The 19,699-nt window shown below is 66.8% G+C and carries 23 protein-coding genes; 2 read left to right on the top strand and 21 right to left on the bottom strand.

What is annotated here, in order from left to right:
• Positions 1-59: 59 nt before the first annotated feature.
• The 19 genes from ABL840_RS16900 to ABL840_RS16810 all read right to left on the bottom strand — a co-directional run bounded on the left by ABL840_RS16900 (position 60) and on the right by ABL840_RS16810 (position 16,091).
• On the bottom strand, positions 60-992 hold the full coding sequence (locus tag ABL840_RS16900) for a family 2A encapsulin nanocompartment shell protein (RefSeq protein ID WP_093302769.1): 933 nt from the start codon (positions 990-992) through the stop codon (positions 60-62).
• A 63-nt stretch (positions 993-1,055) separates the two neighbouring features.
• Complete coding sequence (locus ABL840_RS16895; protein ID WP_093195396.1) at positions 1,056-1,325, bottom strand: helix-turn-helix domain-containing protein; 270 nt, start codon at positions 1,323-1,325, stop codon at positions 1,056-1,058.
• Positions 1,322-2,239, bottom strand: coding sequence for a serine O-acetyltransferase EpsC (epsC, locus tag ABL840_RS16890; protein WP_093195397.1), 918 nt, complete (start codon positions 2,237-2,239; stop codon positions 1,322-1,324). Before epsC ends, ABL840_RS16895 begins: the two co-directional genes overlap by 4 nt.
• A 37-nt stretch (positions 2,240-2,276) precedes the next feature.
• A complete protein-coding gene (locus ABL840_RS16885; RefSeq protein ID WP_093195398.1) occupies positions 2,277-2,762 on the bottom strand; it encodes a rhodanese-like domain-containing protein in 486 nt (161 codons plus the stop codon).
• Positions 2,763-2,892: 130 nt separating this feature from the next.
• Entirely contained in the window at positions 2,893-3,849 is a 957-nt protein-coding gene (locus tag ABL840_RS16880) for a TauD/TfdA dioxygenase family protein (protein ID WP_093302766.1), read from the bottom strand.
• Positions 3,850-4,014: 165 nt separating this feature from the next.
• Positions 4,015-4,575, bottom strand: a complete 561-nt coding sequence (locus tag ABL840_RS16875; RefSeq protein WP_093302764.1) for a hypothetical protein — start codon at positions 4,573-4,575, stop codon at positions 4,015-4,017.
• Complete coding sequence (locus tag ABL840_RS16870; protein ID WP_093302762.1) at positions 4,575-5,132, bottom strand: hypothetical protein; 558 nt, start codon at positions 5,130-5,132, stop codon at positions 4,575-4,577. The genes ABL840_RS16875 and ABL840_RS16870 overlap by 1 nt, the downstream gene beginning before the upstream one ends.
• Positions 5,129-5,794 (bottom strand): N-acetylmuramoyl-L-alanine amidase, encoded by a 666-nt coding sequence (locus ABL840_RS16865; protein ID WP_093302760.1) that lies wholly within the window; start codon positions 5,792-5,794, stop codon positions 5,129-5,131. The genes ABL840_RS16870 and ABL840_RS16865 overlap by 4 nt, the downstream gene beginning before the upstream one ends.
• A gap of 258 nt (positions 5,795-6,052) precedes the next feature.
• On the bottom strand, positions 6,053-6,268 hold the full coding sequence (locus tag ABL840_RS16860; protein WP_007829250.1) for a TOBE domain-containing protein: 216 nt from the start codon (positions 6,266-6,268) through the stop codon (positions 6,053-6,055).
• A gap of 57 nt (positions 6,269-6,325) precedes the next feature.
• On the bottom strand, positions 6,326-6,922 hold the full coding sequence (locus ABL840_RS16855; protein ID WP_093302758.1) for a malonic semialdehyde reductase: 597 nt from the start codon (positions 6,920-6,922) through the stop codon (positions 6,326-6,328).
• Positions 6,923-7,037: 115 nt separating this feature from the next.
• On the bottom strand, positions 7,038-8,321 hold the full coding sequence (locus ABL840_RS16850) for an O-acetylhomoserine aminocarboxypropyltransferase/cysteine synthase family protein (RefSeq protein ID WP_093302755.1): 1,284 nt from the start codon (positions 8,319-8,321) through the stop codon (positions 7,038-7,040).
• Between the two features lie 40 nt (positions 8,322-8,361).
• Positions 8,362-9,204 carry an ATP-binding cassette domain-containing protein gene (locus ABL840_RS16845; RefSeq protein ID WP_093195405.1) on the bottom strand — a complete coding sequence of 281 codons (843 nt, stop codon included), beginning with the start codon at positions 9,202-9,204 and terminating at the stop codon, positions 8,362-8,364.
• Between the two features lie 7 nt (positions 9,205-9,211).
• Entirely contained in the window at positions 9,212-10,189 is a 978-nt protein-coding gene (locus tag ABL840_RS16840) for an aliphatic sulfonate ABC transporter substrate-binding protein (protein ID WP_093302753.1), read from the bottom strand.
• 10 nt (positions 10,190-10,199) lie between these two features.
• The gene (gene ssuC / locus ABL840_RS16835; RefSeq protein ID WP_093302750.1) at positions 10,200-11,048 is read right to left on the bottom strand and encodes an aliphatic sulfonate ABC transporter permease SsuC; all 849 of its coding nucleotides are present in this window, start codon (positions 11,046-11,048) and stop codon (positions 10,200-10,202) included.
• Between the two features lie 9 nt (positions 11,049-11,057).
• Positions 11,058-12,227: an FMNH2-dependent alkanesulfonate monooxygenase gene (gene ssuD / locus ABL840_RS16830; protein WP_093302748.1), complete on the bottom strand. Its 1,170-nt coding sequence runs from the start codon at positions 12,225-12,227 to the stop codon at positions 11,058-11,060.
• Positions 12,227-13,186 carry a sulfonate ABC transporter substrate-binding protein gene (locus ABL840_RS16825; protein ID WP_093302745.1) on the bottom strand — a complete coding sequence of 320 codons (960 nt, stop codon included), beginning with the start codon at positions 13,184-13,186 and terminating at the stop codon, positions 12,227-12,229. Before ABL840_RS16825 ends, ssuD begins: the two co-directional genes overlap by 1 nt.
• Positions 13,187-13,221: 35 nt before the next feature.
• On the bottom strand, positions 13,222-14,256 hold the full coding sequence (locus ABL840_RS16820) for a sulfonate ABC transporter substrate-binding protein (protein ID WP_093302743.1): 1,035 nt from the start codon (positions 14,254-14,256) through the stop codon (positions 13,222-13,224).
• A 122-nt stretch (positions 14,257-14,378) separates the two neighbouring features.
• Positions 14,379-14,963, bottom strand: coding sequence for an NADPH-dependent FMN reductase (ssuE, locus tag ABL840_RS16815; protein WP_093195411.1), 585 nt, complete (start codon positions 14,961-14,963; stop codon positions 14,379-14,381).
• 96 nt (positions 14,964-15,059) lie between these two features.
• Positions 15,060-16,091, bottom strand: coding sequence for a sulfate ABC transporter substrate-binding protein (locus tag ABL840_RS16810; RefSeq protein ID WP_093195412.1), 1,032 nt, complete (start codon positions 16,089-16,091; stop codon positions 15,060-15,062).
• Positions 16,092-16,256: 165 nt separating this feature from the next.
• On the opposite strand from ABL840_RS16810, the gene ABL840_RS16805 reads away from it, so the two are divergent.
• Both ABL840_RS16805 and mnmC read left to right on the top strand, forming a co-directional pair.
• A complete protein-coding gene (locus ABL840_RS16805; protein ID WP_093195413.1) occupies positions 16,257-16,532 on the top strand; it encodes an oxidative damage protection protein in 276 nt (91 codons plus the stop codon).
• 183 nt (positions 16,533-16,715) lie between these two features.
• Positions 16,716-18,503 (top strand): FAD-dependent 5-carboxymethylaminomethyl-2-thiouridine(34) oxidoreductase MnmC, encoded by a 1,788-nt coding sequence (mnmC, locus tag ABL840_RS16800; protein WP_418116366.1) that lies wholly within the window; start codon positions 16,716-16,718, stop codon positions 18,501-18,503.
• Between the two features lie 9 nt (positions 18,504-18,512).
• Here the strand turns inward: mnmC and ABL840_RS16795 are convergent, their stop codons facing one another.
• Together ABL840_RS16795 and ABL840_RS16790 are read right to left on the bottom strand one after the other, a co-directional pair.
• Positions 18,513-19,319 carry a sulfite exporter TauE/SafE family protein gene (locus ABL840_RS16795; RefSeq protein ID WP_093302738.1) on the bottom strand — a complete coding sequence of 269 codons (807 nt, stop codon included), beginning with the start codon at positions 19,317-19,319 and terminating at the stop codon, positions 18,513-18,515.
• Positions 19,320-19,325: 6 nt separating this feature from the next.
• Positions 19,326-19,661 (bottom strand): antibiotic biosynthesis monooxygenase family protein, encoded by a 336-nt coding sequence (locus ABL840_RS16790; protein WP_093302736.1) that lies wholly within the window; start codon positions 19,659-19,661, stop codon positions 19,326-19,328.
• Positions 19,662-19,699: the final 38 nt, after the last annotated feature.

The following is a 19,699-nucleotide window of genomic DNA, read 5'->3' as shown; positions in this document are numbered from 1 at the left end:
ACCGCCGGATCGAACGGCGCGTCGCCCGGAATCGATGGAGTACTGCTGCTCACAGCGGCTTACTTGTAGGTGTCGGGATAGTCGTGGTACTTGCCGATCTCGACGTCGTCGAGCACCGCCAGCGCGTCGGTGGTCAGCACCGCGAGCGAGCAGTACAGCGAGATCAGGTAAGACGCGATCGCATGGTTGTTGATGCCCATGAAGCGCACCGACAGCCCCGGGCCCTGCTCGCCCGACAGGCCCGGCTGAAAGAGGCCCACCACGCCCTGGCGCTTGTCGCCCACGCGCAGCAGCAGGATCTTGCTCTTGCCGTCGGCCACCGGCACCTTGTTCGACGGAATCAGCGGAATGCCGCGCCAGGTGATGAACTGCGAGCCGAACAGGCTCACCGTCGGCGGCGGCGTGCCGCGGCGCGTGGCTTCGCGGCCGAAGGCGGCAATGGCCAGCGGGTGCGTGAGAAAGAAGGCGGGCTCCTTCCAGACCTTGGTCAGCAGCTCGTCGAGGTCGTCGGGCGTGGGCGCGCCGGTCAGCGGGAAGATGCGCTGCTCTTCCGACACCTGGGCCAGCAGGCCGTAGTCGGGGTTGTTGATGAGCTCGCTCTCCTGGTTCTCCTTGATCGTCTCGATCGTCAGGCGCAGCTGTTCCTTGATCTGGTCGTGCGGGCTGCTGTAGAGGTCGGAGATGCGGGTGTGCACGTCGAGCACGGTGCTCACGGCATTGAGGTAGTGCTCGCGCAGGTTCTCTTCGTAGTCGACGAAGGTGCGCGGCAGCTGGTTCTCTTCTTCGCGCGAGGTGCAGGTGACCTTGATCGCTTCCGGATTCTTGACCTTGTTGACGCGGTAGATGCCCGCCTCCACCGGCACCCATTGCAGCAGGTGCGTGAGCCAGCGCGGGCTGATGGTCTCGAGTTGGGGGACTGTCTTGGTGGCATTGGCCAGCTGTCTTGCGGCGTTGTCGCCAAGGGCGGTGGTACCACCAACTGTTGCGCTCATGAATCAGGGCTCCGTGGTTGAGAAAAAAGTGGCCGCCAGTGTCCGGCGGCCACGGGTTTTCCCTCAACAGGCTATAGCCGCCAAGTTGATTCGTCGCGCAAGACGCGATTGCTCCAGCTGCTCGCAACGCATGAGCAGGCCGACCATGTTGATGCCCAGCGCGGTCGCGAGCTTCTGCGCGGTGACGATCGAAGGAATGACGCGGCCGCGCTCGACTTCGCCCACGTAGGAGCGGTTCAGGTCGGAACGCTCGGCCAGCTCCTCCTGCGACCAGCCCCTGTCCTCGCGCAGCTGACGGATGGTGACACCGAAGTCTTCCACAAACGCTTTCATGCCGCTCCTCCCGTCTTCGGTGCGTTCTGCAAACTTGCCTGCGTGACGCTCGCGCCCGGAGGCACGTCGTCGGTGATCCACACGTTGCCGCCGATGACCGCGCCCTTGCCGAGCGTCACCCGCCCGAGGATGGTCGCGCCGGCATAGATGACCACGTCGTCCTCCACCACCGGATGTCGCGGCAGGCCCTTCTGCAGGTTGCCTTCGGTGTCGGTCGGAAAGCGCTTGGCCCCCAGCGTGACGGCCTGGTAAAGCCGCACGCGCTTGCCGATGACGGCCGTCTCGCCGATCACGACGCCCGTGCCGTGGTCGATGAAGAAGCCCGCGTCGATCTGCGCGCCGGGATGGATGTCGATGCCGGTCTGCGCATGCGCCAGCTCGGCCACGATGCGCGCCAGCAGCGGCAGTCCGAGCTTGTAGAGCTCGTGCGCGAGGCGGTGATGGATCATCGCGAGCACGCCGGGATAGCACAGCAGCACTTCGTCGACGCTGCGCGCGGCCGGGTCGCCCTGGTAGGCGGCGAGCACGTCGCTGTCGAGCAGGCGGCGCAGGCCGGGCAGCGCATTGGCGAAGCGGCGCACGGCCTCGGTGGCGGTGTCGTCGATCTCGCTCGCGGGGCGCGGCTCGTGACGCGCGTTGAAGTTCAGCTCCAGCCGCGCCTGCACCAGCAGCGCCTGCAGGGCAGCGTCGAGCGTGTGGCCGACATAGAAGTCCTCGCTCTCGTGGCGCAGGTCCGGCGGGCCGAGCCGCATCGGAAAGAGCGCCCCCTTCAGCGACTCGACAATCTGCGTGAGCGCGTCGCGCGACGGAAACTCGCGGGCGCCGGGCTCTCGCGAGCGGCGCTGCGAGTCGCGCCATTCGTCGCGCACGCCATGCAACGCGCGCACGATGTCGCTTACCTCGAAATGGGCCATGTATGTTTTCTCCCGGGAACGTCTTGTAGGGGTGTGCTCAGTCCTGCACCCACGGCAGCCTGTGGAAGCGCCAGCCGTCGGCGACGCCGCGGTGCTGGTGCTCGTCGATCTCGCCCTCGAAACCCTCGAGGACATTGAAGACGTTCGTGAAGCCGGCCTTCGCCGCCGCTTCGGCTGCCAGCGCGGAGCGCTTGCCGCTGCGGCACAGCAGGAGCACGACGGCTTCCTTGCCGCCGTCCTTGGCCAGCTTTGCCTCGAGTTCGCGCACGAAGCGCGGATTGCGCGTGAGCGCCGTGCCAGTGGCCCAGGCCACGTGCTGGCTGCCGGGCACATGGCCGACGAACTTGCGCTCTTCACCGGAACGCACGTCGACCAGCACGGCCTGGCCCTTCTGCACCAGTTCCCAGGCCACCGGCGGCCTGACGCCACCGGCATAGGGCAGATCGTTCTCGGCGGCGGACGCGCGCGCCTGTTCCAGTGCTTCGGGCAAGGCGATGACTTCTTCTTCAACTTCCACTGACATGCTGTGAGGCTCCTGTTGTGCGTTGGATACGCCTTTGATGGCGATAACCATCACTGTAGGAGCCGGGCGCCGAAGCTCAAACAACTGAAAAGTCGATTCCTAACAACCATCCGATCTATAGAAGACGGGCTCAGGCAGCCTCTCCGGCGGCCTCCGCGGCGCGCACGGCCGGGGCGGTCAGGTCCACGCTCCTGGTGCCGTCCACGCCGTACGGCACGTCACCGGCGATGGTCACGCGGCGCACCACGCGGTGCTGGTCGCCGTAGTCGTTGATCGCGTAGTGCTGGGTGGCCCGGTTGTCCCAGATCGCCACGTCGCCCTGGGTCCAGCGCCAGCGCACCGTGTTCTCGAGGCGGTGCACGTGGCTTTGCAGCACGCTCAGCAGATGGCCGGAGTCCTGCGTGGAATGACCCGCCAGCCGCTTCACGAAGTGGCCCAGCACCAGGCTGCGCTCGCCGGTCTCGGGGTGCACGCGCACCACCGGATGCTCGGCCTCCAGCAGGCGGCGTGTGAACACGTTCCTGTAGCGTCTGGTGCCCTCCTCGTCGAGATCGGAGGGCGAGCGCGAGGCGGCATAGTCGTAGTCGTTGCCATGGATGGCACGCAGGCGGTCGGCCAGCGCCTTGAGGTCGTCCGGAAGGCTCTCGTAAGCCGCCACCGTGTTGGCCCAGACCGTATCGCCGCCATAGGCCGGGATCACCACCGCGCGCAGGATCGAAACCTGCGGATAGGCAACCTCGAAGGTCACGTCGGTATGCCACGAATTGGCGCGGCCGCCATGGCGCGAGTCGAGCTCCAGCAGCCGCGTGCCGTCCTTCGAAGGCACGGTCGGATGCGGCACCAGCTCGCCCCACAGGCGCCCGAAGGCCTCCTGCTGGGCGTCGTCGAGATGCTGCTGGCCGCGGAAGAAGAGCACCTTGTGTTTGAGCAGTGCAGCCTTGATGGCACCGAATACCTCGGGCTGCAGCGCACCCGAGAGGCGCACGCCGCGCACCTCGGCGCCGATGTGGCCGGCCTGGCGGACTATGTCGAGTTCGTGGCCCTGCGCGTGCTGCACGGGGGCTGCGGAAGAAAGAATGGCGCTCATCGGAGGTCCTTTTTCGGAGGGATCCGGAAGATTCTGCGAGGCGCCTGGTGGGGGAGGAAGGAAGGTGTTTGCAGTTTCTAATGCGTGGGCCGACTAAGCGGGCCTCCCATGGAGAACTGACAAAAGAAAACCCGCCGTGGCGGGTTATCGGGTCAGGTTGGCCTGTCAGGGCTTGTCGCGCTCGTCTCGCACCCTCTTCAGCCGAAACTCCGCTTCGCTGGCGGAGAGTCGCCCTTCTGCGACCAGCTTCTTGAGCCTTCGCTCATCCGCGCGGTTCAGCGCGTCTTTTAGAAGGGTCATCTTGCGGTCTCGGCAAGGGTGGCATTCGTAGAAGCTAGAGGAACCCGCAACGACCTTCATCTTGGCGTCGTACTCCGCCGTGGCGATTCGTCCCGTGGGCTCGATACCCATGGCAAGTATCCGCCCGTTCTTGAACGTAACGAACGCCTCCCCTTCACACCCGGTGGTATCCACTTTCTCGGGGTCGTACCCCCTCCACAAGACTCTCCGCATACGGCGCAAGGCATAGCGGACATCCTCCTCTGTCAGCACGACGTCGTCGCAGTCCAGAAAATCTTTGTTCTCCCATGCACTTCGGTGCGAAGGAAGTGTGATCTTCACCGTTTGCACGTAGGCGATGGGGTATCGCGGATCAGCGGCATGGGCTGAAGATATTCCTGCCGCCCCAACCAGAGCACTGGCCACGAGATTGTTGATCTTGCGCATCAAGGCCCCTTGCGCGCTGAGCGCGCCTTCTGCAGCAGGAGTTCCGCTTCGGCAGAAGAGACTCGTCCCTGCGCCACCAGTTTCTTCAGCCTGCGCTCATCGGCGCGATCGAACGCATCCTGCAGAAGGATCATCTTGCGCGTCCTGCACGGACCGCACTCGTAGTAGCTTTCAGGAGCACCGGTAGGTTCGAGTTTCGCGTCCGCTTCGAAGATGTTGATCCTCCCCGTGGGCTCGACCCCGATGACGATGATCTTTCCATTGCTGAAAGTGACGGAAGCACCTCCCGAGCACCCTGTCCGCTCCGTCTTCTCGCTGAAAAAAGCCTTCTCCGTGACCCTGCGTATGTGCCGCAGCGCATATCGCACATCATCTTCAGTCAGGACAACATCGGAGCAATCCAGGAGATCCTTGTTCTCCCACACAGACCCATTGGAGGGTTCTACGACCTCGATCTTCTTTACTGAATCAAGCGGGTATCGCTTGTCAGCCGCGTGAGCCAAGGCGCCTGCTGCAGTCGCAACCAACGCCGCCAGAAGCATGCCGATTCTTGTCATGGTGTGGGTATGGGGAGTGTCCAGTTCGCGCCTTGCGCCTCGGTAATGTTTTTTCTGCTGACATCCGGGTGACGAAACACTTCGCTCGCTGCGAGGTGCATCGACTCTTGGAGTACGTGAACAAGCCATGAAAGCGCTTGGTTCTGAGCAGCTGTCGGAGTCGGAAAGACCCCAGCGTCGCCCCGCAGCCTCTCCAGCGACATTCTCTTCTGCCTGGAATCGGGCTCGAATCCCTCCGGCAATCTTGCCCGCCCCACCATTTCGATCCCTATGGCTTCCATGTTGCTCGGATAGCGGTCTGCTGGCGCCTTGCGCATCTCGATCCTATGCATTGCCGTTGCCCCAACTTTTTCTGGAAAGTCACTTAGCGTGCACGTCGGTATGACCAGACATCGTGCCTGCAACGGCCCCACATGATTCGTCCTCTGATAGATCGCCGCCGTCTGATAAATCGTCCCATCCTTGTCGATGAGAAAGTGCGCCCCGTTCGCCTTGGGCCGCTTGTAGCTGTTCAATGAAGACGCCGAAGTATCGGCGTCCGTCTGGTGCACCACGATGCCGGTGATTGCCCCGGCCCTCTTCCCTCGCTCGATCTGCAGACTGCGGGCATGCCTCACTCGCGCGTGGCTGATCATTCCATGTTCGTCAATTTCAACGAGCATGCGGTTCCTCCCTGAAGTGTTTGATTGAATGCACTTGCGAACTCGTGGTCACGCATCGATGTGCGGAACACGACTTCGCGGCGCATGCTATGGCGACGACTTCAAAGGAGATTCAGGTCTTTAAAAGATTTGGATGATTTCCAAAATTCAGCACAGTCGATGAATTCGCGCCCTGTAAACCGCTGAAAACACCGGCGCCAGAAAAGAAAAACCCGGCGCCATTACAGCGCCGGGTCGTCGCAGATGCCCGAGGGTCCGTCAGAGCTTCGCGATCGAAACCTCGGTCGACTTCACGAGTGCGACCACGTCGGAGCCCACCTTCAGCTGCAGCTCGTCGACCGAACGCGTGGTGATGACCGAGGTGACGATGCCCCAGGCGGTTTCGACATCGACTTCGGAAACGACGTCGCCGCGGATGATTTCGCGGACCTTGCCCTTGAACTGGTTGCGCACGTTGATAGCTTGGATGGACATGATGGGTTCTCTTTCAGGTTGAGGAAATTCGTTGAGGAAAAGCACAGCAGACGCCGATCAGACGATCTCGGCGACGTCGTCGAACGCCAGCCTCGGACCACGCTCGAAGGTGCCGGCGTGGTCGGCCACGCCGAGGTTGACGAGGAAGTTCGCGCGATAGCGTCCGTCGGGGAAGAAGGCCTTGTCGACCAGGTCCGCGTTGAAGCCCGACTGCGGGCCGGCGTCGAGCCCGAGGGCGCGCGCCGCGAGGATCAGGTACGCGCCCTGCAGGCTGCTGTTGCGGAAGGCGGTGGCCTGCGCAGCGTCGGCGCTCTTCTCGAAGAAGGGCTTGGCGTCGTAGGCCGGGAACAGGCTCGGCAGGTGCTCGTAGAAGCGCGTGTCGTGCGCCACGATCACCGTGACGCCGGCAGCCAGCGTCTGCGCGGTGTTGCCCGCGGACACGGCCGGCTTCAGCTTCGCCTTGGCCTCCTCGCTGCGCACGAACACGTAGCGCGCCGGCTGGGCGTTGTAGGCGGTCGGGCCCCACTTGAGCAGGTCGTAGAGCTTGTGGATGACCTCGTCGGTCACGGGCACGGGCTTGAACGCGTGCACGGTGCGGGCCTTGCGGAACAGCTGGTCCAGCGCGGCTTCGGGAATGGCTTGCAGTGTGGTCATCGGGTTCTCTTTCTTTCGTGGAACACCGCGGAACCGGCTTTGCCGGGCCGCAGGTGTTGCCCCCGGAAGGGGGTTGGCGAAGCGACACGAAGTGCGCGCAGCCTGGGGGAGAGCTTCATGCTGCGGCGAGCGCCTGGTCGAGGTCGGCGATCAGGTCGTCGATGTGCTCGATGCCGACCGACAGGCGCACCGTGTCCTCGGTGACGCCGGCGCGGGCCAGCTCCTCGGGCGACAGCTGCCGGTGCGTGGTCGATGCCGGATGCGTGGCCAGCGAGCGCACGTCGCCGATGTTCACGAGGCGGGTGAAGAGCTTCAGCGCATCGAGGAACTTCGCCCCGCCCTCGCGACCCGAGCCGATGCCGAAGGTCAGCACGCCGCTGGCCTTGCCGCCCAGGTACTTCTTCGCGAGCGCGTGGTCGGGGTGGTCTTCGAGCGCCGCGTAGTTGACCCACTTCACCGCCCTGTGCGTCTTCAGGTGCTGCGCCACGCGCAGCGCGTTGTCGCTGATGCGGTCCACGCGCAGCGCCAGGGTCTCGATGCCCTGCAGGATCAGGAAGGCATTGAACGGCGAGATGGCCGCGCCCGTGTTGCGCAGAGGCACCACGCGCGCACGGCCGATGTAGGCGGCCGGGCCCAGCGCGTCGGTGTAGACCACGCCGTGGTAGCTCACGTCGGGCTCGTTCAGGCGCTTGAAGCGCTGCTTGTGCTCCGCCCAGGGGAACTTGCCCGAATCGACGATCGCGCCGCCGATGCTGGTGCCGTGGCCGCCCAGGTACTTGGTCAGCGAATGCACCACGATGTCGGCACCGTGCTCGATGGGCCGGCTCAGGTACGGCGAAGGCACGGTGTTGTCGACGATCAGCGGCACGCCGTTGCGGTGCGCGATCTCGGCGATGGCCGCGATGTCGGTCACGTTGCCGGCCGGGTTGCCAAGCGACTCGACGAACACAGCCTTGGTCCTCTCATCGAACAGCTTCTCGAAGCTCGACGGATCGCGGTGGTCCGCGAAGCGGGTGGTGATGCCGAACTGCGGCAGCGTGTGGGCGAACAGGTTGTAGGTGCCGCCGTAGAGCGCAGTGCTGCTGACGATGTTGTCGCCGGCCTCGGCGATGGTCTGGATCGCGTAGGTCACGGCCGCCTGGCCCGAGGCCAGCGCCAGCGCCGCGATGCCGCCTTCGAGCGCCGCCACGCGCTGCTCCAGCACGTCCTGCGTCGGGTTGTTGATGCGGGTGTAGATGTTGCCCGGCACCTTCAGGTCGAACAGGTCGGCGCCGTGCTGGGCGCTGTCGAAGGCATAGGCGACCGTCTGGTAGATCGGCGGCGCCACGGCGCGGGTGGTCGGGTCGGGCGAATAGCCGGCGTGCACCGACAGGGTTTCGAATTTCCAGTTCTGCGACATGCGACTGCCTTTCAAATGGGCTGATGGATGAAGAGGCTCGTCAGATCGCCCAGCGCAATGCATGCGCGGGCGTGGCGAGCCAGCTGGCGTCGGTGCTCTCCGCTTCGGTCTCTTCGGACTTCTGCAGCACCCTGTCGAGGATTCGTTTTTCGATGGCGGCGAATGCCGGGTCGCCCTGCGAGCGCGGACGGGCCAACGCGATGTTCTCGTCGAGGGCGATGCGGCCGTCCTCGATCAGGATCACGCGGTCGGCCAGCGCCACGGCCTCCTGCACGTCGTGCGTCACCAGCAGCGCGGTGAAGCGATGGCGCTGCCACAGGTTCTCGATGAGGCGATGCATCTCGATGCGCGTGAGCGCGTCGAGGGCGCCCAGCGGCTCGTCGAGCAGCAGCAGGCGCGGGTGGTGCACCAGGGCGCGGGCCAGTGCCACGCGCTGGCGCTGGCCGCCCGAGAGGCGCGCCGGCCATTCGTTCTCGCGGTCGGCCAGGCCGACCTGCGCCAGCACTTCCTTGCCGCGCGCCTTGGCATCGTTCGGCAGGCCCAGCGTCACGTTGTCGAGCACGCGCCGCCATGGCAAGAGGCGCGCCTCCTGGAACATGATCCGGGTGTCGTCGTGCAGGCCGTTCACGGCCTTGCCGTCGGTGTAGAGGCCACCGGAGCTCGGCTCCTCGAGGCCCGCGATGAGCCGCAGCAGCGTGCTCTTGCCGCAGCCGCTTCGCCCGACGATGGCGATGAACTGGCCCGGCTCGATGGTCAGGCGGGTGTTGCGCAACACCTCGCGCGCGCCGTAGCGCTTGTGCAGGTTGCGCGCCTCGAGGCGCACGCCGCCGGCAATGGCTTGCGGCTGAGCCTGGGGCTGGATGTCTTTCAGTACGGCACTCATGGTTTCTTCAGGCTCCGGGCTTGAACAGCGCCACGTTCAGCGCATCGATTTTTCTTGGCAGCAGCTTCTCGGCGAGGAAGGCGTCGGCGATGCGCTGCTGTTCGCCCAGCCCCTCGGGCACCACCGGCCGCACCGCGTAGCTGCGGCGGGCGTTGGCCTGCTCGATGGTCGCGGCGTCCAGCCCCCACACGGGCGACAGCAGCGTGGCCGCCTCCTTCGGGTTCTGCTTGACCCACTTGCCGGTCTTCTCCAGTTCGGCGTAGACCACGCGCAGCACGTCGGGCCGCGCCTTCGCGAACTTGCTGCTCGCGAGGTAGTAGCGCTGGTACGACGCGATGCCCGCGCCGTCGGCCAGTACACGCACTTTCGACTGGCGCTGGGCCGCTGCGAGGAACGGGTCCCACACCACCCAGGCGTCGATGGCGCCCTTCTCGAACGCGGCACGGCCGTCGGCCGGCGTGAGGTAGGCGGGCTCGATGTCCTTGAACGACAGGCCGGCCTTGTCGAGCGCGGCGATCAGCAGGTAATGCGCGCCGGCCGCCTTCGCGAAGCCGACCTTCTTTCCCTTGAGGTCAGCCACGGTCCTGATGGGCGAGTCCTCGCGCACCACGATGGCCTGCGCCGATGGCGAAGGCGCCTCCTGCGCGAGGAAGGTCAGGTCGGCACCGGCCGCCTGGGCGAACACGGGCACCGTGTCGGCCACGTCGGCGCTGATGTCGAGGTTGTCGAGGTTCAGCGCCTCCAGCAGCGGCAGGCCGCTGGTGAACTCGTGCCAGCTGAGCGCAACGTTCAGCGGCGCGAGCTGCTTCTCGAGCACGCCCTGCGCCTTCAGCACCGCGATGAGCGTCGACGACTTCTGGTAGCCGAGGCGCACGGTGACAGGCCGGCTGGCCACGCCCTGCGCGAGCACTGCGCCCGAGCCGAGCGCGGCGAGCGTCGCGATGGCGGCGCGGCGGGAGATCGATGTAGATGAAGAGTGCGTCATTCCCCTGCCCTCACTTCGCCTTCTTCTGGTAGCCGGGGTGCCAGCGCAGCCACCATTGCTCCAAGCCGCGCGCGAACAGGTCGGCCAGCTTGCCGAGCAGCGCGTACAGCAGGATGCCCACCAGCACGATGTCGGTCTGCAGGAACTCGCGGGCGTTCATCGTGAGATAGCCGATGCCGGCCTGCGCCGAGATGGTCTCGGCCACGATCAGGATCACCCACATCAGGCCCAGCGAGAAGCGCAGCCCCACCAAGATCGAGGACAGAGCCCCCGGCAGGATCACCTCGCGGTACAGCTGCCAGCGCGAGAGGCCGTAGGTGCGCCCCATCTCGATGAGCTGCGGATCCACGTTGCGGATGCCGTGGAAGGTGTTCAGGTAGATCGGGAAGAACACCGACACCGAGATCAAAAACAGCTTGGCCGACTCGTCGATGCCGAACCACAGGATCACCAGCGGAATCAGCGCCAGCGCCGGAATGTTGCGCACCATCTGGATGGTGGAGTCGAGCAGCGTCTCGAAGAACTTCACCGAGCCGGTCAGCAGGCCCAGCGCCAGCCCTGCTCCGCCGCCGATGGCCAGCCCCGCGAGCGCACGGCCCGCGCTGACCTTCACGTGCGTCCACAGCTCGCCGGATGCCGTGAGGTTCCACGCGGCCTTGACCACGTCGATGGGCGCCGGCAGCACACGCGTGCTGAGCCAGCCCAGCGACGACGCGATCTGCCAGAAGACGATGAGCCCCACCGGCACAAGCCACGGCACCAGCCGCTTCGCCACGTTGACGGCGAAGGCCTTGAACGCGCTGTTGCCCGCCTCCTCGGCCGGCACGACGGCCGGCAGTTCCTGAACCTGTTCAGTCATGGCGATCCTTCAGCTTTGGGAAACGAGCCGAGAAGGCGCGTCTAGGTTGGCGACGACCTCGCCGAAAGGTCCGCTCAGCGAGCCGCCGGCCAGCTGCGTCTTCGCCTTGCGCGAGAGCAGCGGGAACACCAGCTCGGCGAAGCGATAGGCCTCCTCCAGATGCGGGTAGCCCGAGAGGATGAACTTGTCGAGCCCGAGCGCCGCGTATTCCTCGAAGCGCGCCGCGACGGTCTTCGGGTCGCCGACCAGTGCCGTGCCCGCTCCACCGCGCACCAGGCCCACGCCGGCCCAGAGGTTCGGGGCAATTTCCAGCTCGGCGCGGCTGCGCTTCGCACCGCCCGCATGCAGCGCGGCCATCCGGCGCTGTCCTTCGGAATCCATGCGCGCGAAGGCGGCCTGCGCGCGGATCACGGTCTCGTCGTCCACGCGGCTGATGAGTTCCTCGGCGGCCTTCCAGGCGGCATCTTCGGTCTCGCGCACGATCACGTGCAGGCGAATGCCGAACTCGACCTTGCGGCCCTGGCGCTGCGCGCGGGCCCGCACGTCGGCGATCTTCTTCGCGACCTCGGCGGGCGGCTCGCCCCAGGTGAGGTACGCGTCGACCTGCTCGGCAGCGAGGTCGTGCGCGGCGGCCGAGGAGCCACCGAACCACACCGGCGGATACGGCTTCTGCACCGGCGGGTACAGCAGCTTCGCGCCCTTCACGCTCAGGTGCTTGCCCTCGTAATCGAAAGCCTGCCCGTCATGGCTGCGCGCGATGATCTCGCGCCAGATGCGAATGAACTCGGCCGACTGCTCGTAGCGCGCCGCATGGTCGAGGTACACGCCGTCGCCCTCGAGCTCGGCCTGGTCGCCGCCGGTCACGAGATTCACGAGCAGGCGCCCGCCCGAGAGCCGGTCGAAGGTCGCGGCCATGCGCGCGGCCAGGCTGGGCTGGTGCAACCCGGGGCGCACCGCCACCAGGAACTTGAGCTTCTTCGTCGCGCCGATCAGGCTCGAAGCGATCACCCAGGGGTCTTCGCACGAGCGGCCCGTCGGGATCAGCACGCCTTCGTAGCCGAGGTTGTCGGCCGCGCCCGCGATCTGCTGCAGGTAGGCCAGGTCGATGGGGCGCGCACCCTCGGTGGTGCCGAGGTAGCGGCTGTCGCCGTGCGTGGGGAGGAACCAGAAGATCTGCATCACGCGACTCCAGCGCCGGCGGCTTCGAGCACATTGATCTTCTTCGGGATCAGCTTGAGCTCGAAGAAGGTGTCGGCGATCTTCTGCTGCTCGGCCAGGATGGCCTTGGTGATCGGCGCCGTGCCGTAGGCCGAACGGTTCACCGACAGTTCAGCCACGGGCTTCGGAAGACCCCAGAGCGTGGCCAGCTCGCCGGCCAGATCGCCCTTGTTGGCGGCGCCCCAGACGTCGACCTTGTTGAGTTCCTCGATCGCGATGGCCAGCACATCCGCGTTCTTCGCCACGTAGTCGAGCGAGGAGAAGTAGTAGGCGCGGTTGCCGACCACGCCCGTGGCATCGGCCAGCACGCGCGCCTCGAGCGACTTCTCGGCCGCGGCGAGGAACGGGTCCCAGATCACCCATGCGTCGACCGAGCCCTTCTCGAAGGCGGCGCGCGCATCGGCGGGCGGCAGGTAGACCAGGTTCAGGTCGGCGAACGCGAGGCCGTGCTTCTCGAACAGCTTGACGATGAAGTAGTGGACGTTCGAGCCCTTGTTGAGCGCGATCTTCTTGCCCTTGAGCTCGGCCACGGTCTTGATGGCGGAGCCCTTGGGCACCAGCACCGCCTCGGACTGCGGACGCGGCACGGTCGCGCCCACGTAGGCCAGCGGCGCGCCGGCGGCCTGCGCGAAGATGGGCGGTGCCTCGCCCACGTCGCCGAAGTCGATGGAGCCGACGTTCAGCGCCTCGAGCTGCACGGGGCCGGCGGTGAACTCGGTCCACTTCACGCTCACGCCGAGCGGCGCCAGGCGCTTCTCGAGCGTGCCGCGGCCCTTGAGCAGCGTGAGGTAGCCCTTCTGGTGGCCGATGCGGAACTGGCGCGCGGGCGCCTGCGCAAGTCCGGCGAACGAGGCGGGCAGCGCGATGGCGGCGGCCGCGCCCTGGATCAGGCGGCGGCGGGGAATGGAGATGCGTGTCATGGTTGTGCGGGAACGATCCGTTGGATGCCTGTGCCTCAGGGCTGCGCCGTGACCACGGCGTCGCTGACCTTGATGGGCTTGGGAATGAGCTTCAGCGCGAAGAAGGTGTCGGCGATCTTTTGCTGGTCGGCCGCGACGGCCGGGGTGATCGGCTTCACGTTGAATTCGTAGCGGCGCAGCGCCAGCTCGACCACGTCGACCGGCAGGCCCTGCAGCGGAGCGATGAGCTCGGCCGCCTGGCGCAGGTTCTTCTTGAGCCAGATGCCCTGCTCCACCGAGTCGGCGAACAGTGCGTCGATGACCTTCGGGTTGTTCTTCACGAAGCCGCGCTCGCCCAGGTAGTACTGGTAGTTGTTGACCACCTCGGGCGTGCCGTCGGCCAGCACGCGCGCGCCGGTTGCCTTCTCGGCGGCTGCCTGGAACGGATCCCAGATCACCCATGCATCGACGTTCCTGCTCTCGAAGGCGGCGCGGCCGTCGGCGGGCGCGAGGTAGACGGGCTGGATGTCGGAGAGCTTCAGGCCGTTCTTCTCGAGCTGCTTCACGAGCAGGTAGTGCACGTTGCTGCCCTTGTTGAGCGCGACCTTCTTGCCCTTCAGGTCGGCAACCGACTTGATGGGCGAATCCTTCGTGACCAGGATGGCCTCGGCGCGCGGCGCGGCAGGGTCGTAGCCGAAGTAGACGAACTTGGCGCCCGCGGCCTGCGCGAAGATGGGCGGCGCCTCGCCGACATAGCCGACGTCGACCGCACCGACGTTCAGGCCTTCGAGCAGTTGCGGGCCGGCCGGGAACTCGACCCACTTCACGCCGAAGCCCAGCGGCGCGAGCTTCTTCTCGAGCGTGCCCTGCGCCTTCTGCAGCACGAACAGACTGGCCGACTTCTGGTAGCCGATGCGCAGCTCGCCCTTGCCCTGGTTGCCCTGGGCGTGGGCCGAGGCCGCGGAGATGAAGCTGACGATCAGCGCGATGGCACTGACCACGATGGCGCTGATCAGCAGATCGCGCAGGCCGCGCCAGAAGGAGCGGGGCTGCACGTCGAGCACGGAGTCTTCGGTTGCGACGGGGTTCATGCGTGGATTCCTTGGTCTGCAGAAACTTCAGGCAAAGCCATCCCCTCGCCGCATACAGGCGGCTTCGAAAAGAGGATGGGGATGGGTCTGGAGGGAGCCGGGTTCGTTGAAGAACCCGCTCGTCAGACGCTACATCGCACGCGGGAAAACGGCACCGGCTCGAAGCCGTGCGTGGCAGGCAGCTTCAGGCCCTCGGTAGCCAGTACCTCGACGGCCTCGTTGAGTCGTTCGGCCAGGTCGTTGTGCACCTGGTAGGCGTTCTCGGGCGTCAGCGCGATCTGCGATTCGCTGGCGTACACGCCCGGCAGGATGTGGCGCGCCGACAGCGACTGCAGCACGGGGCGCAATGCGTAGTCGAGCGCAAGCATGTGGTGCGGGCTGCCGCCGGTGGCCAGCGGCAGCACCGTCTTGCCCTTGAGTGCGTTCTGCGAGAGCAGATCGAGAAAGACCTTGAGCAGGCCGCTGTAGGCCGCCTTGTAGACCGGCGTGGCCACCACGATCACGCGGGCCGCCGCCACCTGGGCGATGGCCTGCTCGATGGCCGGGTTGTTCCACTCCGCCAGCAGCAGCGCCTGCGCGGGCAGCTCGCGCACGGCGAGCCGCTCGATCCGCGCATGACGCTGGGCCAGCCTCTCGCCCACCGCGTCGAGCAAGGCGGTGGAGCGGGACGGGGCCGTGGGGCTGCCGGCAATCAGGAGAACGGACACGGGAGACTTTCTGTTTTCTTCAGGAATTCAGGGTGAGCCGGGCCACGGCGCCCGCTAAACAGGCACCGTGCACTGCCGGCTCGGCAGCGGATCGGCTTACTTCTGTTTTGCCGTGTAGATCTGGTCGAAGGAGCCGCCGTCGGCGAAGTGCTCCTTGTCGGCCTTCGCCCAGCCGCCGAAGGCCTGGTCGATGGTCACCAGCGTCAGCTTGGGGAACTGCTTCTCGTACTTGGCCTTGGCCTTGTCCGAGGTCGGGCGGTAGAAGTTGCGGCCTGCAATGTCCTGGCCTTCGTCCGAGTACAGGTACTTCAGGTATTCCTCGGCCACGGCGCGCGTGCCCTTCTTGTCGACGACCTTGTCGACCACCGCCACGCTGGGCTCGGCCAGGATGGAGATGGAAGGCACCACGATCTCGAACTTCTCGGGGCCGAATTCCTTCAGCGCCAGGAAGGCCTCGTTCTCCCAGGCCAGCAGCACGTCGCCCACGCCTCGCTGCACGAAGGTGATGGTCGAGCCGCGCGCGCCGGTGTCGAGCACGGGCACGTTCTTGAACAGGTTGCCGATGTATTCCTTGGCCTTGGCATCGCCACCGTACTTGCGCTTGGCGAATTCCCAGGCGGCCAGGTAGTTCCAGCGGGCGCCGCCCGAGGTCTTCGGGTTGGGCGTGATCACCTGCACGCCCGGCTTGACCAGGTCGTCCCAGTCCTTCAGGCCCTTGGGGTTGCCCTTCTTCACCAGGAACACGATGGTCGAGGTGTAGGGAGCGGAGTTGTGCGGCAGGCGCTTCTGCCAGTCGGCCTTGACGAGGCCGCCGTGCGTGACCAGCGCGTCGACGTCGCCGCCCAGCGCCAGAGTGGCCACGTCGGCATCGATGCCGTCGATGATCGAGCGGGCCTGCTTGCCCGAGCCGCCGTGCGACTGCTTGATCGTCACGTCCTGCCCGGTCTTGCCCTTCCAGTACTTGGCGAAGGCCTGGTTGTAGTCCACGTACAGCTCGCGCGTCGGGTCGTAGGAGACGTTCAGCAGCGTCACGGGCCCCTGGGCCAACGCCGGCAACGCCGAAAGGGCCATGGCACCGGCCACGCCGGCACCCAGGGAAAGCTTGATAAAGTCGCGGCGAAGGCTCATGGTGTCTTGCTCTTAAAAGGCATATCGATGAAGCTGCGTATTCTCAATACGACATATAGAAACTGGAACGACCAAGTTTTCAGTTCTAAATAGCCAAATCAACTAAGCAGCCGCTTCCCGCTTTTTCTCCCGTCTCCCCACATTTCCCGTTCAAAGGCAATCGATATGGCACGCATGATTCAGTGCATCAAGCTCGGCAAGGAAGCCGAAGGGCTCGACTTCCCCCCCTATCCCGGCGAACTGGGCAAGCGGATCTGGGAAAGCGTCAGCAAGGAAGCCTGGGCCGCCTGGCTCAAGCAGCAGACCATGCTCGTCAACGAAAACCGGCTGAACCTGGCCGATCTGCGCGCCCGCCAGTACCTGGCGCGGCAGATGGAAAAACACTTCTTCGGCGAAGGCGCCGACGTGGCCCAGGGCTACGTCCCCCCTTCGGCCCCCTGACTATCGCTGGCGCGATTGCCTCCGAATTCTTCTTCGGGGAACACCGCAGAACCGGCTTTGCCGGGCTGCAGGTGTTGCCCCCTCGAAGGGGGTGGGCGAAGCGACACGAAGTGCGCGCAGCCTGGGGGTGAGCCTGTTACCTGGCGCGCCGACGGCGTTCCGCGAAGCGAGCGCTTCGACGACATCTATCACACCGAAACCGGGGCACTGGCGCAGTCGCGCCATGTGTTCCTGGGCGGCTGCGGCCTGCCCGAAGCCTGGGCCGGGCAGCCGAAATGGCGGATTCTCGAAACCGGCTTCGGCCTCGGCCTCAATTTCCTGACAACCTGGCAGGCCTGGCGCGCCGATCCGGCGCGGCCGCGCATGCTGCATTTCGTCTCGATCGAGGCCCATCCGGTCTCGGCCGACGACGTGCTGCGCGGGGCCGAGGCCTATCCCGAACTGGTTTCCCTTGCCCGTGAACTGGCCGGGCAGTGGCATGGGCTGCTGCCCGGCTTTCACCGGCTGGCCTTCGACGAGGGCAGCGTGCTGCTCACGCTGTGCGTCGGCGACGTGCAGCCGATGCTGCGCGCCCAGCGCTTCGAGGCCGACAGCATCTTTCTGGACGGCTTCAGCCCCCGGTTGAACCCGGTCATGTGGTCTGAAGACACGCTCAAGGCCGTGTCGCGCTTCGCCCGGCAAGGCACGCGCATCGCCACCTGGACCATCGCCCGGACGATCCGCGACGCGCTAGCGCAGTACGGTTTCAGCGTGGACAAGCACCCGGGGCTGCCGCCGAAGCGCGACTGCCTGCGCGGCGTGTTCGCTCCCGCCTGGACCGTGCGCCGCCGCGAGCCGCCGCCCGAAGGCATCGAGGCGCCCGGCCACTGCGCCGTCATCGGCGCGGGCCTCGCGGGCGCGGCCGTGGCGGCCAGCCTAGCGCGGCGCGGCTGGCGGGTGAGCGTGCTCGACGCGGCTGACTGGCCTGCTTCGGGCGCCTCCGGGCTGCCGGTGGGCATGCTGGCACCGCATGTTTCGCCCGACGACGCCCTGCTCTCGCGACTCACGCGCGCCGGCATCCGCGCTACATGGAGCGAACTGGAGCGGCTGCTCGAAGAAGGCCGCGACTGGCGTGCCAGCGGCGTGATCGAGCGCCGACCCGACGGCGACGTGCGCGTGCCCGCCAGCTGGAGCGCTGACGGGCCGAACGAATCGTGGCCCGCCAGTGCCGACCGGCTGGTCGCGGCCGGCCTGCCCGACGACGCCCCGGCCCTCTGGCACTCGCGCGCGGCCTGGGTGCGACCGCAGCGGCTGATTGCCGCGTGGCTGCGCCAGCCCGGCATCGAGTTTCGCGGCGGTTGCCGCGTGGCGCGGCTGGAGCGCCACGCAAGCGGCTGGCAGCTGTTCGACCCGGACGGCGGACTGCTGGTCGACGCAGACCGCGTGGTCGTCTGCGCGGGCTTCGAGTCCGGCCGCTTCGCCCCCGGACTGCCCTTGCAGCCCGTGCGCGGACAGGTCGCCTGGGGCCCGATGCCCGACGACGATGCCGCTGCCCTGCCCCTCACGCCGGTCAACGGCGACGGCCATCTGGTCGCCCACGTACCCGGCGAGCACGGCGACGCGCCGATATGGCTGGCCGGTGCCACCTTCGACCGCGACAGCACCAGCCTCGAAGCCACCGAGGCGGATGGCGCCGCGAACCGCGAGCGCCTCGTTCGCCTGCATCCGGCTGCCGCCACGGCGCTGGCCGATGAATTCGAGCGCGGAGAGAGCCATGCGTGGGTGGGCGTGCGCTGTGCATCCGGTGACCGGCGTCCACTGGTCGGCCCGATCGACGCGGACGCTTCGGGCCTCTGGGCCTGCACCGCGCTGGGCTCTCGCGGCCTGAGCTTCGCCGCGCTGTGCGCCGAGCTGCTGGCCGCGCAATGGCACGCCGAGCCGTTGCCGCTGCCGGCCACGCTGGCCAAGGCGCTCGGCACCCAGCGGCTCTGAAGCTTTGAATCAGCTCGCGCTCGCCGCGCGATATGCCATCAGCAGCGCCATGCAGATCACCAGCACGAAGAAGTACCTGCGCAGCGTCCGTTCGTCGAGCCGGGTAGCGAGCCTCGCCCCGGCCGCCGTGCCGATCCACAGTCCGATCACGACAAAGCCCAGCAGGAGCCAGGGCAGCCCGTTGGCCACGCTCGCATAGACGAACACCGCTGGCAGCGCGAGCGGCAAGGCGTTCACCGCCAGGCTCACGGCCTGCGCCCTGTGCTGCGAGTAGCGAAGCGCCACCGTCAGCAGCGCCGTGATGGCGAGCCCGCCACCGATGCCGAGCAGGCCCGACGACGCACCCGCCACCATGCCCACCACCCCGAGCGCCACGGCCGTGCCGTGCGGCTCGTCGGCCTGCGCCACTTCGGCGCCGTCCCCGGTCTTCGCGGGCGACTTCAGCACGACCAGCGTCGCCAGCACCAGCAGGTAGCCGACGAACATCCAGCGCAGCGTCGCGTCGGCCACGTGGCTGGCACCCCGCGCGCCCAGCCAGGCTCCGCCCAGGAAGCCGGCCGATATCCAGGCCACGGTGCGCCACGAGGCCCCGTGCCCCGACACCCGGTAGCGCACGAAACCGGCCAGGCTGGTCGGCAGCAGCTGGGCCGCGAGCGAAACGGCCTGCGCGTCGTGCTGGCCCAGCCCGGGCATCAGCGCCAGCGCCGGCACGAGCGCCCCGCCGGGGCTGACGCCGAGCAGCCCGCCCACCGCCCCCGAAAAGACGCCGATCGCCAGCCCGCCGAGCACCTGCACGAGGCCGAGGGATTCGAGCATGGGCTGTTACACGGCGCCCGGCCCCGAAGGAGCAAGCATGTGGTCGATGCGGCTGTCGCCGTAGGTGCGCAGCACCTCGGAGATCACCACCCTGTAGCCGTCGAGCCAGTTCGCCTGCGCCGCCTTGGCCTGCTGGTGCACGGGGTGGCGGATCAGCGCCTGCAGGCTCTCGAGCGAGTCCCAGTAGTAGACGTTCGACACCAGCCCGTTGCCCGGGTTTTCCCACGTTTCCTCGCCCAGGTAGCCGGGCAGCGATTTCGCGGCGGCGGCGATGGTCTGGTCGAGGCGGTGGAACTCGTCGTCGAACTGCCTGGTGGCGAAGATAAAGGTGGCGGAGTACATGGCGGGTCGGGATCTCCTGGTGACGCAAGGTCCGGCCG

The sequence above is a fragment of the Variovorax sp. NFACC27 genome (assembly GCF_048301545.1).
In the GTDB taxonomy this organism is placed as follows: domain Bacteria; phylum Pseudomonadota; class Gammaproteobacteria; order Burkholderiales; family Burkholderiaceae_C; genus Variovorax; species Variovorax gossypii.
Note: the sequence above shows the minus strand (reverse complement) of the source record. Positions and strands in the feature narration are given on the sequence as shown.

What these genes read in the sequence shown, in the direction of transcription:
- ABL840_RS16805 (WP_093195413.1), top strand. Translation starts at nt 16,257, where the DNA reads ATGGCACGCATGATTCAGTGCATCAAGCTCGGCAAGGAAGCCGAAGGG.
- ABL840_RS16870 (WP_093302762.1), bottom strand. Translation starts at nt 5,132, where the DNA reads ATGACAAGAATCGGCATGCTTCTGGCGGCGTTGGTTGCGACTGCAGCA.
- ABL840_RS16795 (WP_093302738.1), bottom strand. Translation starts at nt 19,319, where the DNA reads ATGCTCGAATCCCTCGGCCTCGTGCAGGTGCTCGGCGGGCTGGCGATC.
- ABL840_RS16820 (WP_093302743.1), bottom strand. Translation starts at nt 14,256, where the DNA reads ATGAACCCCGTCGCAACCGAAGACTCCGTGCTCGACGTGCAGCCCCGC.
- ABL840_RS16855 (WP_093302758.1), bottom strand. Translation starts at nt 6,922, where the DNA reads ATGACCACACTGCAAGCCATTCCCGAAGCCGCGCTGGACCAGCTGTTC.
- ssuD (WP_093302748.1), bottom strand. Translation starts at nt 12,227, where the DNA reads ATGCAGATCTTCTGGTTCCTCCCCACGCACGGCGACAGCCGCTACCTC.
- ABL840_RS16825 (WP_093302745.1), bottom strand. Translation starts at nt 13,186, where the DNA reads ATGACACGCATCTCCATTCCCCGCCGCCGCCTGATCCAGGGCGCGGCC.
- ABL840_RS16840 (WP_093302753.1), bottom strand. Translation starts at nt 10,189, where the DNA reads ATGACGCACTCTTCATCTACATCGATCTCCCGCCGCGCCGCCATCGCG.
- ABL840_RS16885 (WP_093195398.1), bottom strand. Translation starts at nt 2,762, where the DNA reads ATGTCAGTGGAAGTTGAAGAAGAAGTCATCGCCTTGCCCGAAGCACTG.
- ABL840_RS16860 (WP_007829250.1), bottom strand. Translation starts at nt 6,268, where the DNA reads ATGTCCATCCAAGCTATCAACGTGCGCAACCAGTTCAAGGGCAAGGTC.
- ABL840_RS16865 (WP_093302760.1), bottom strand. Translation starts at nt 5,794, where the DNA reads ATGCTCGTTGAAATTGACGAACATGGAATGATCAGCCACGCGCGAGTG.
- ABL840_RS16810 (WP_093195412.1), bottom strand. Translation starts at nt 16,091, where the DNA reads ATGAGCCTTCGCCGCGACTTTATCAAGCTTTCCCTGGGTGCCGGCGTG.
- ABL840_RS16880 (WP_093302766.1), bottom strand. Translation starts at nt 3,849, where the DNA reads ATGAGCGCCATTCTTTCTTCCGCAGCCCCCGTGCAGCACGCGCAGGGC.
- ABL840_RS16895 (WP_093195396.1), bottom strand. Translation starts at nt 1,325, where the DNA reads ATGAAAGCGTTTGTGGAAGACTTCGGTGTCACCATCCGTCAGCTGCGC.
- ABL840_RS16875 (WP_093302764.1), bottom strand. Translation starts at nt 4,575, where the DNA reads ATGCGCAAGATCAACAATCTCGTGGCCAGTGCTCTGGTTGGGGCGGCA.
- ssuC (WP_093302750.1), bottom strand. Translation starts at nt 11,048, where the DNA reads ATGACTGAACAGGTTCAGGAACTGCCGGCCGTCGTGCCGGCCGAGGAG.
- epsC (WP_093195397.1), bottom strand. Translation starts at nt 2,239, where the DNA reads ATGGCCCATTTCGAGGTAAGCGACATCGTGCGCGCGTTGCATGGCGTG.
- ABL840_RS16850 (WP_093302755.1), bottom strand. Translation starts at nt 8,321, where the DNA reads ATGTCGCAGAACTGGAAATTCGAAACCCTGTCGGTGCACGCCGGCTAT.
- ABL840_RS16900 (WP_093302769.1), bottom strand. Translation starts at nt 992, where the DNA reads ATGAGCGCAACAGTTGGTGGTACCACCGCCCTTGGCGACAACGCCGCA.
- ABL840_RS16845 (WP_093195405.1), bottom strand. Translation starts at nt 9,204, where the DNA reads ATGAGTGCCGTACTGAAAGACATCCAGCCCCAGGCTCAGCCGCAAGCC.
- ABL840_RS16790 (WP_093302736.1), bottom strand. Translation starts at nt 19,661, where the DNA reads ATGTACTCCGCCACCTTTATCTTCGCCACCAGGCAGTTCGACGACGAG.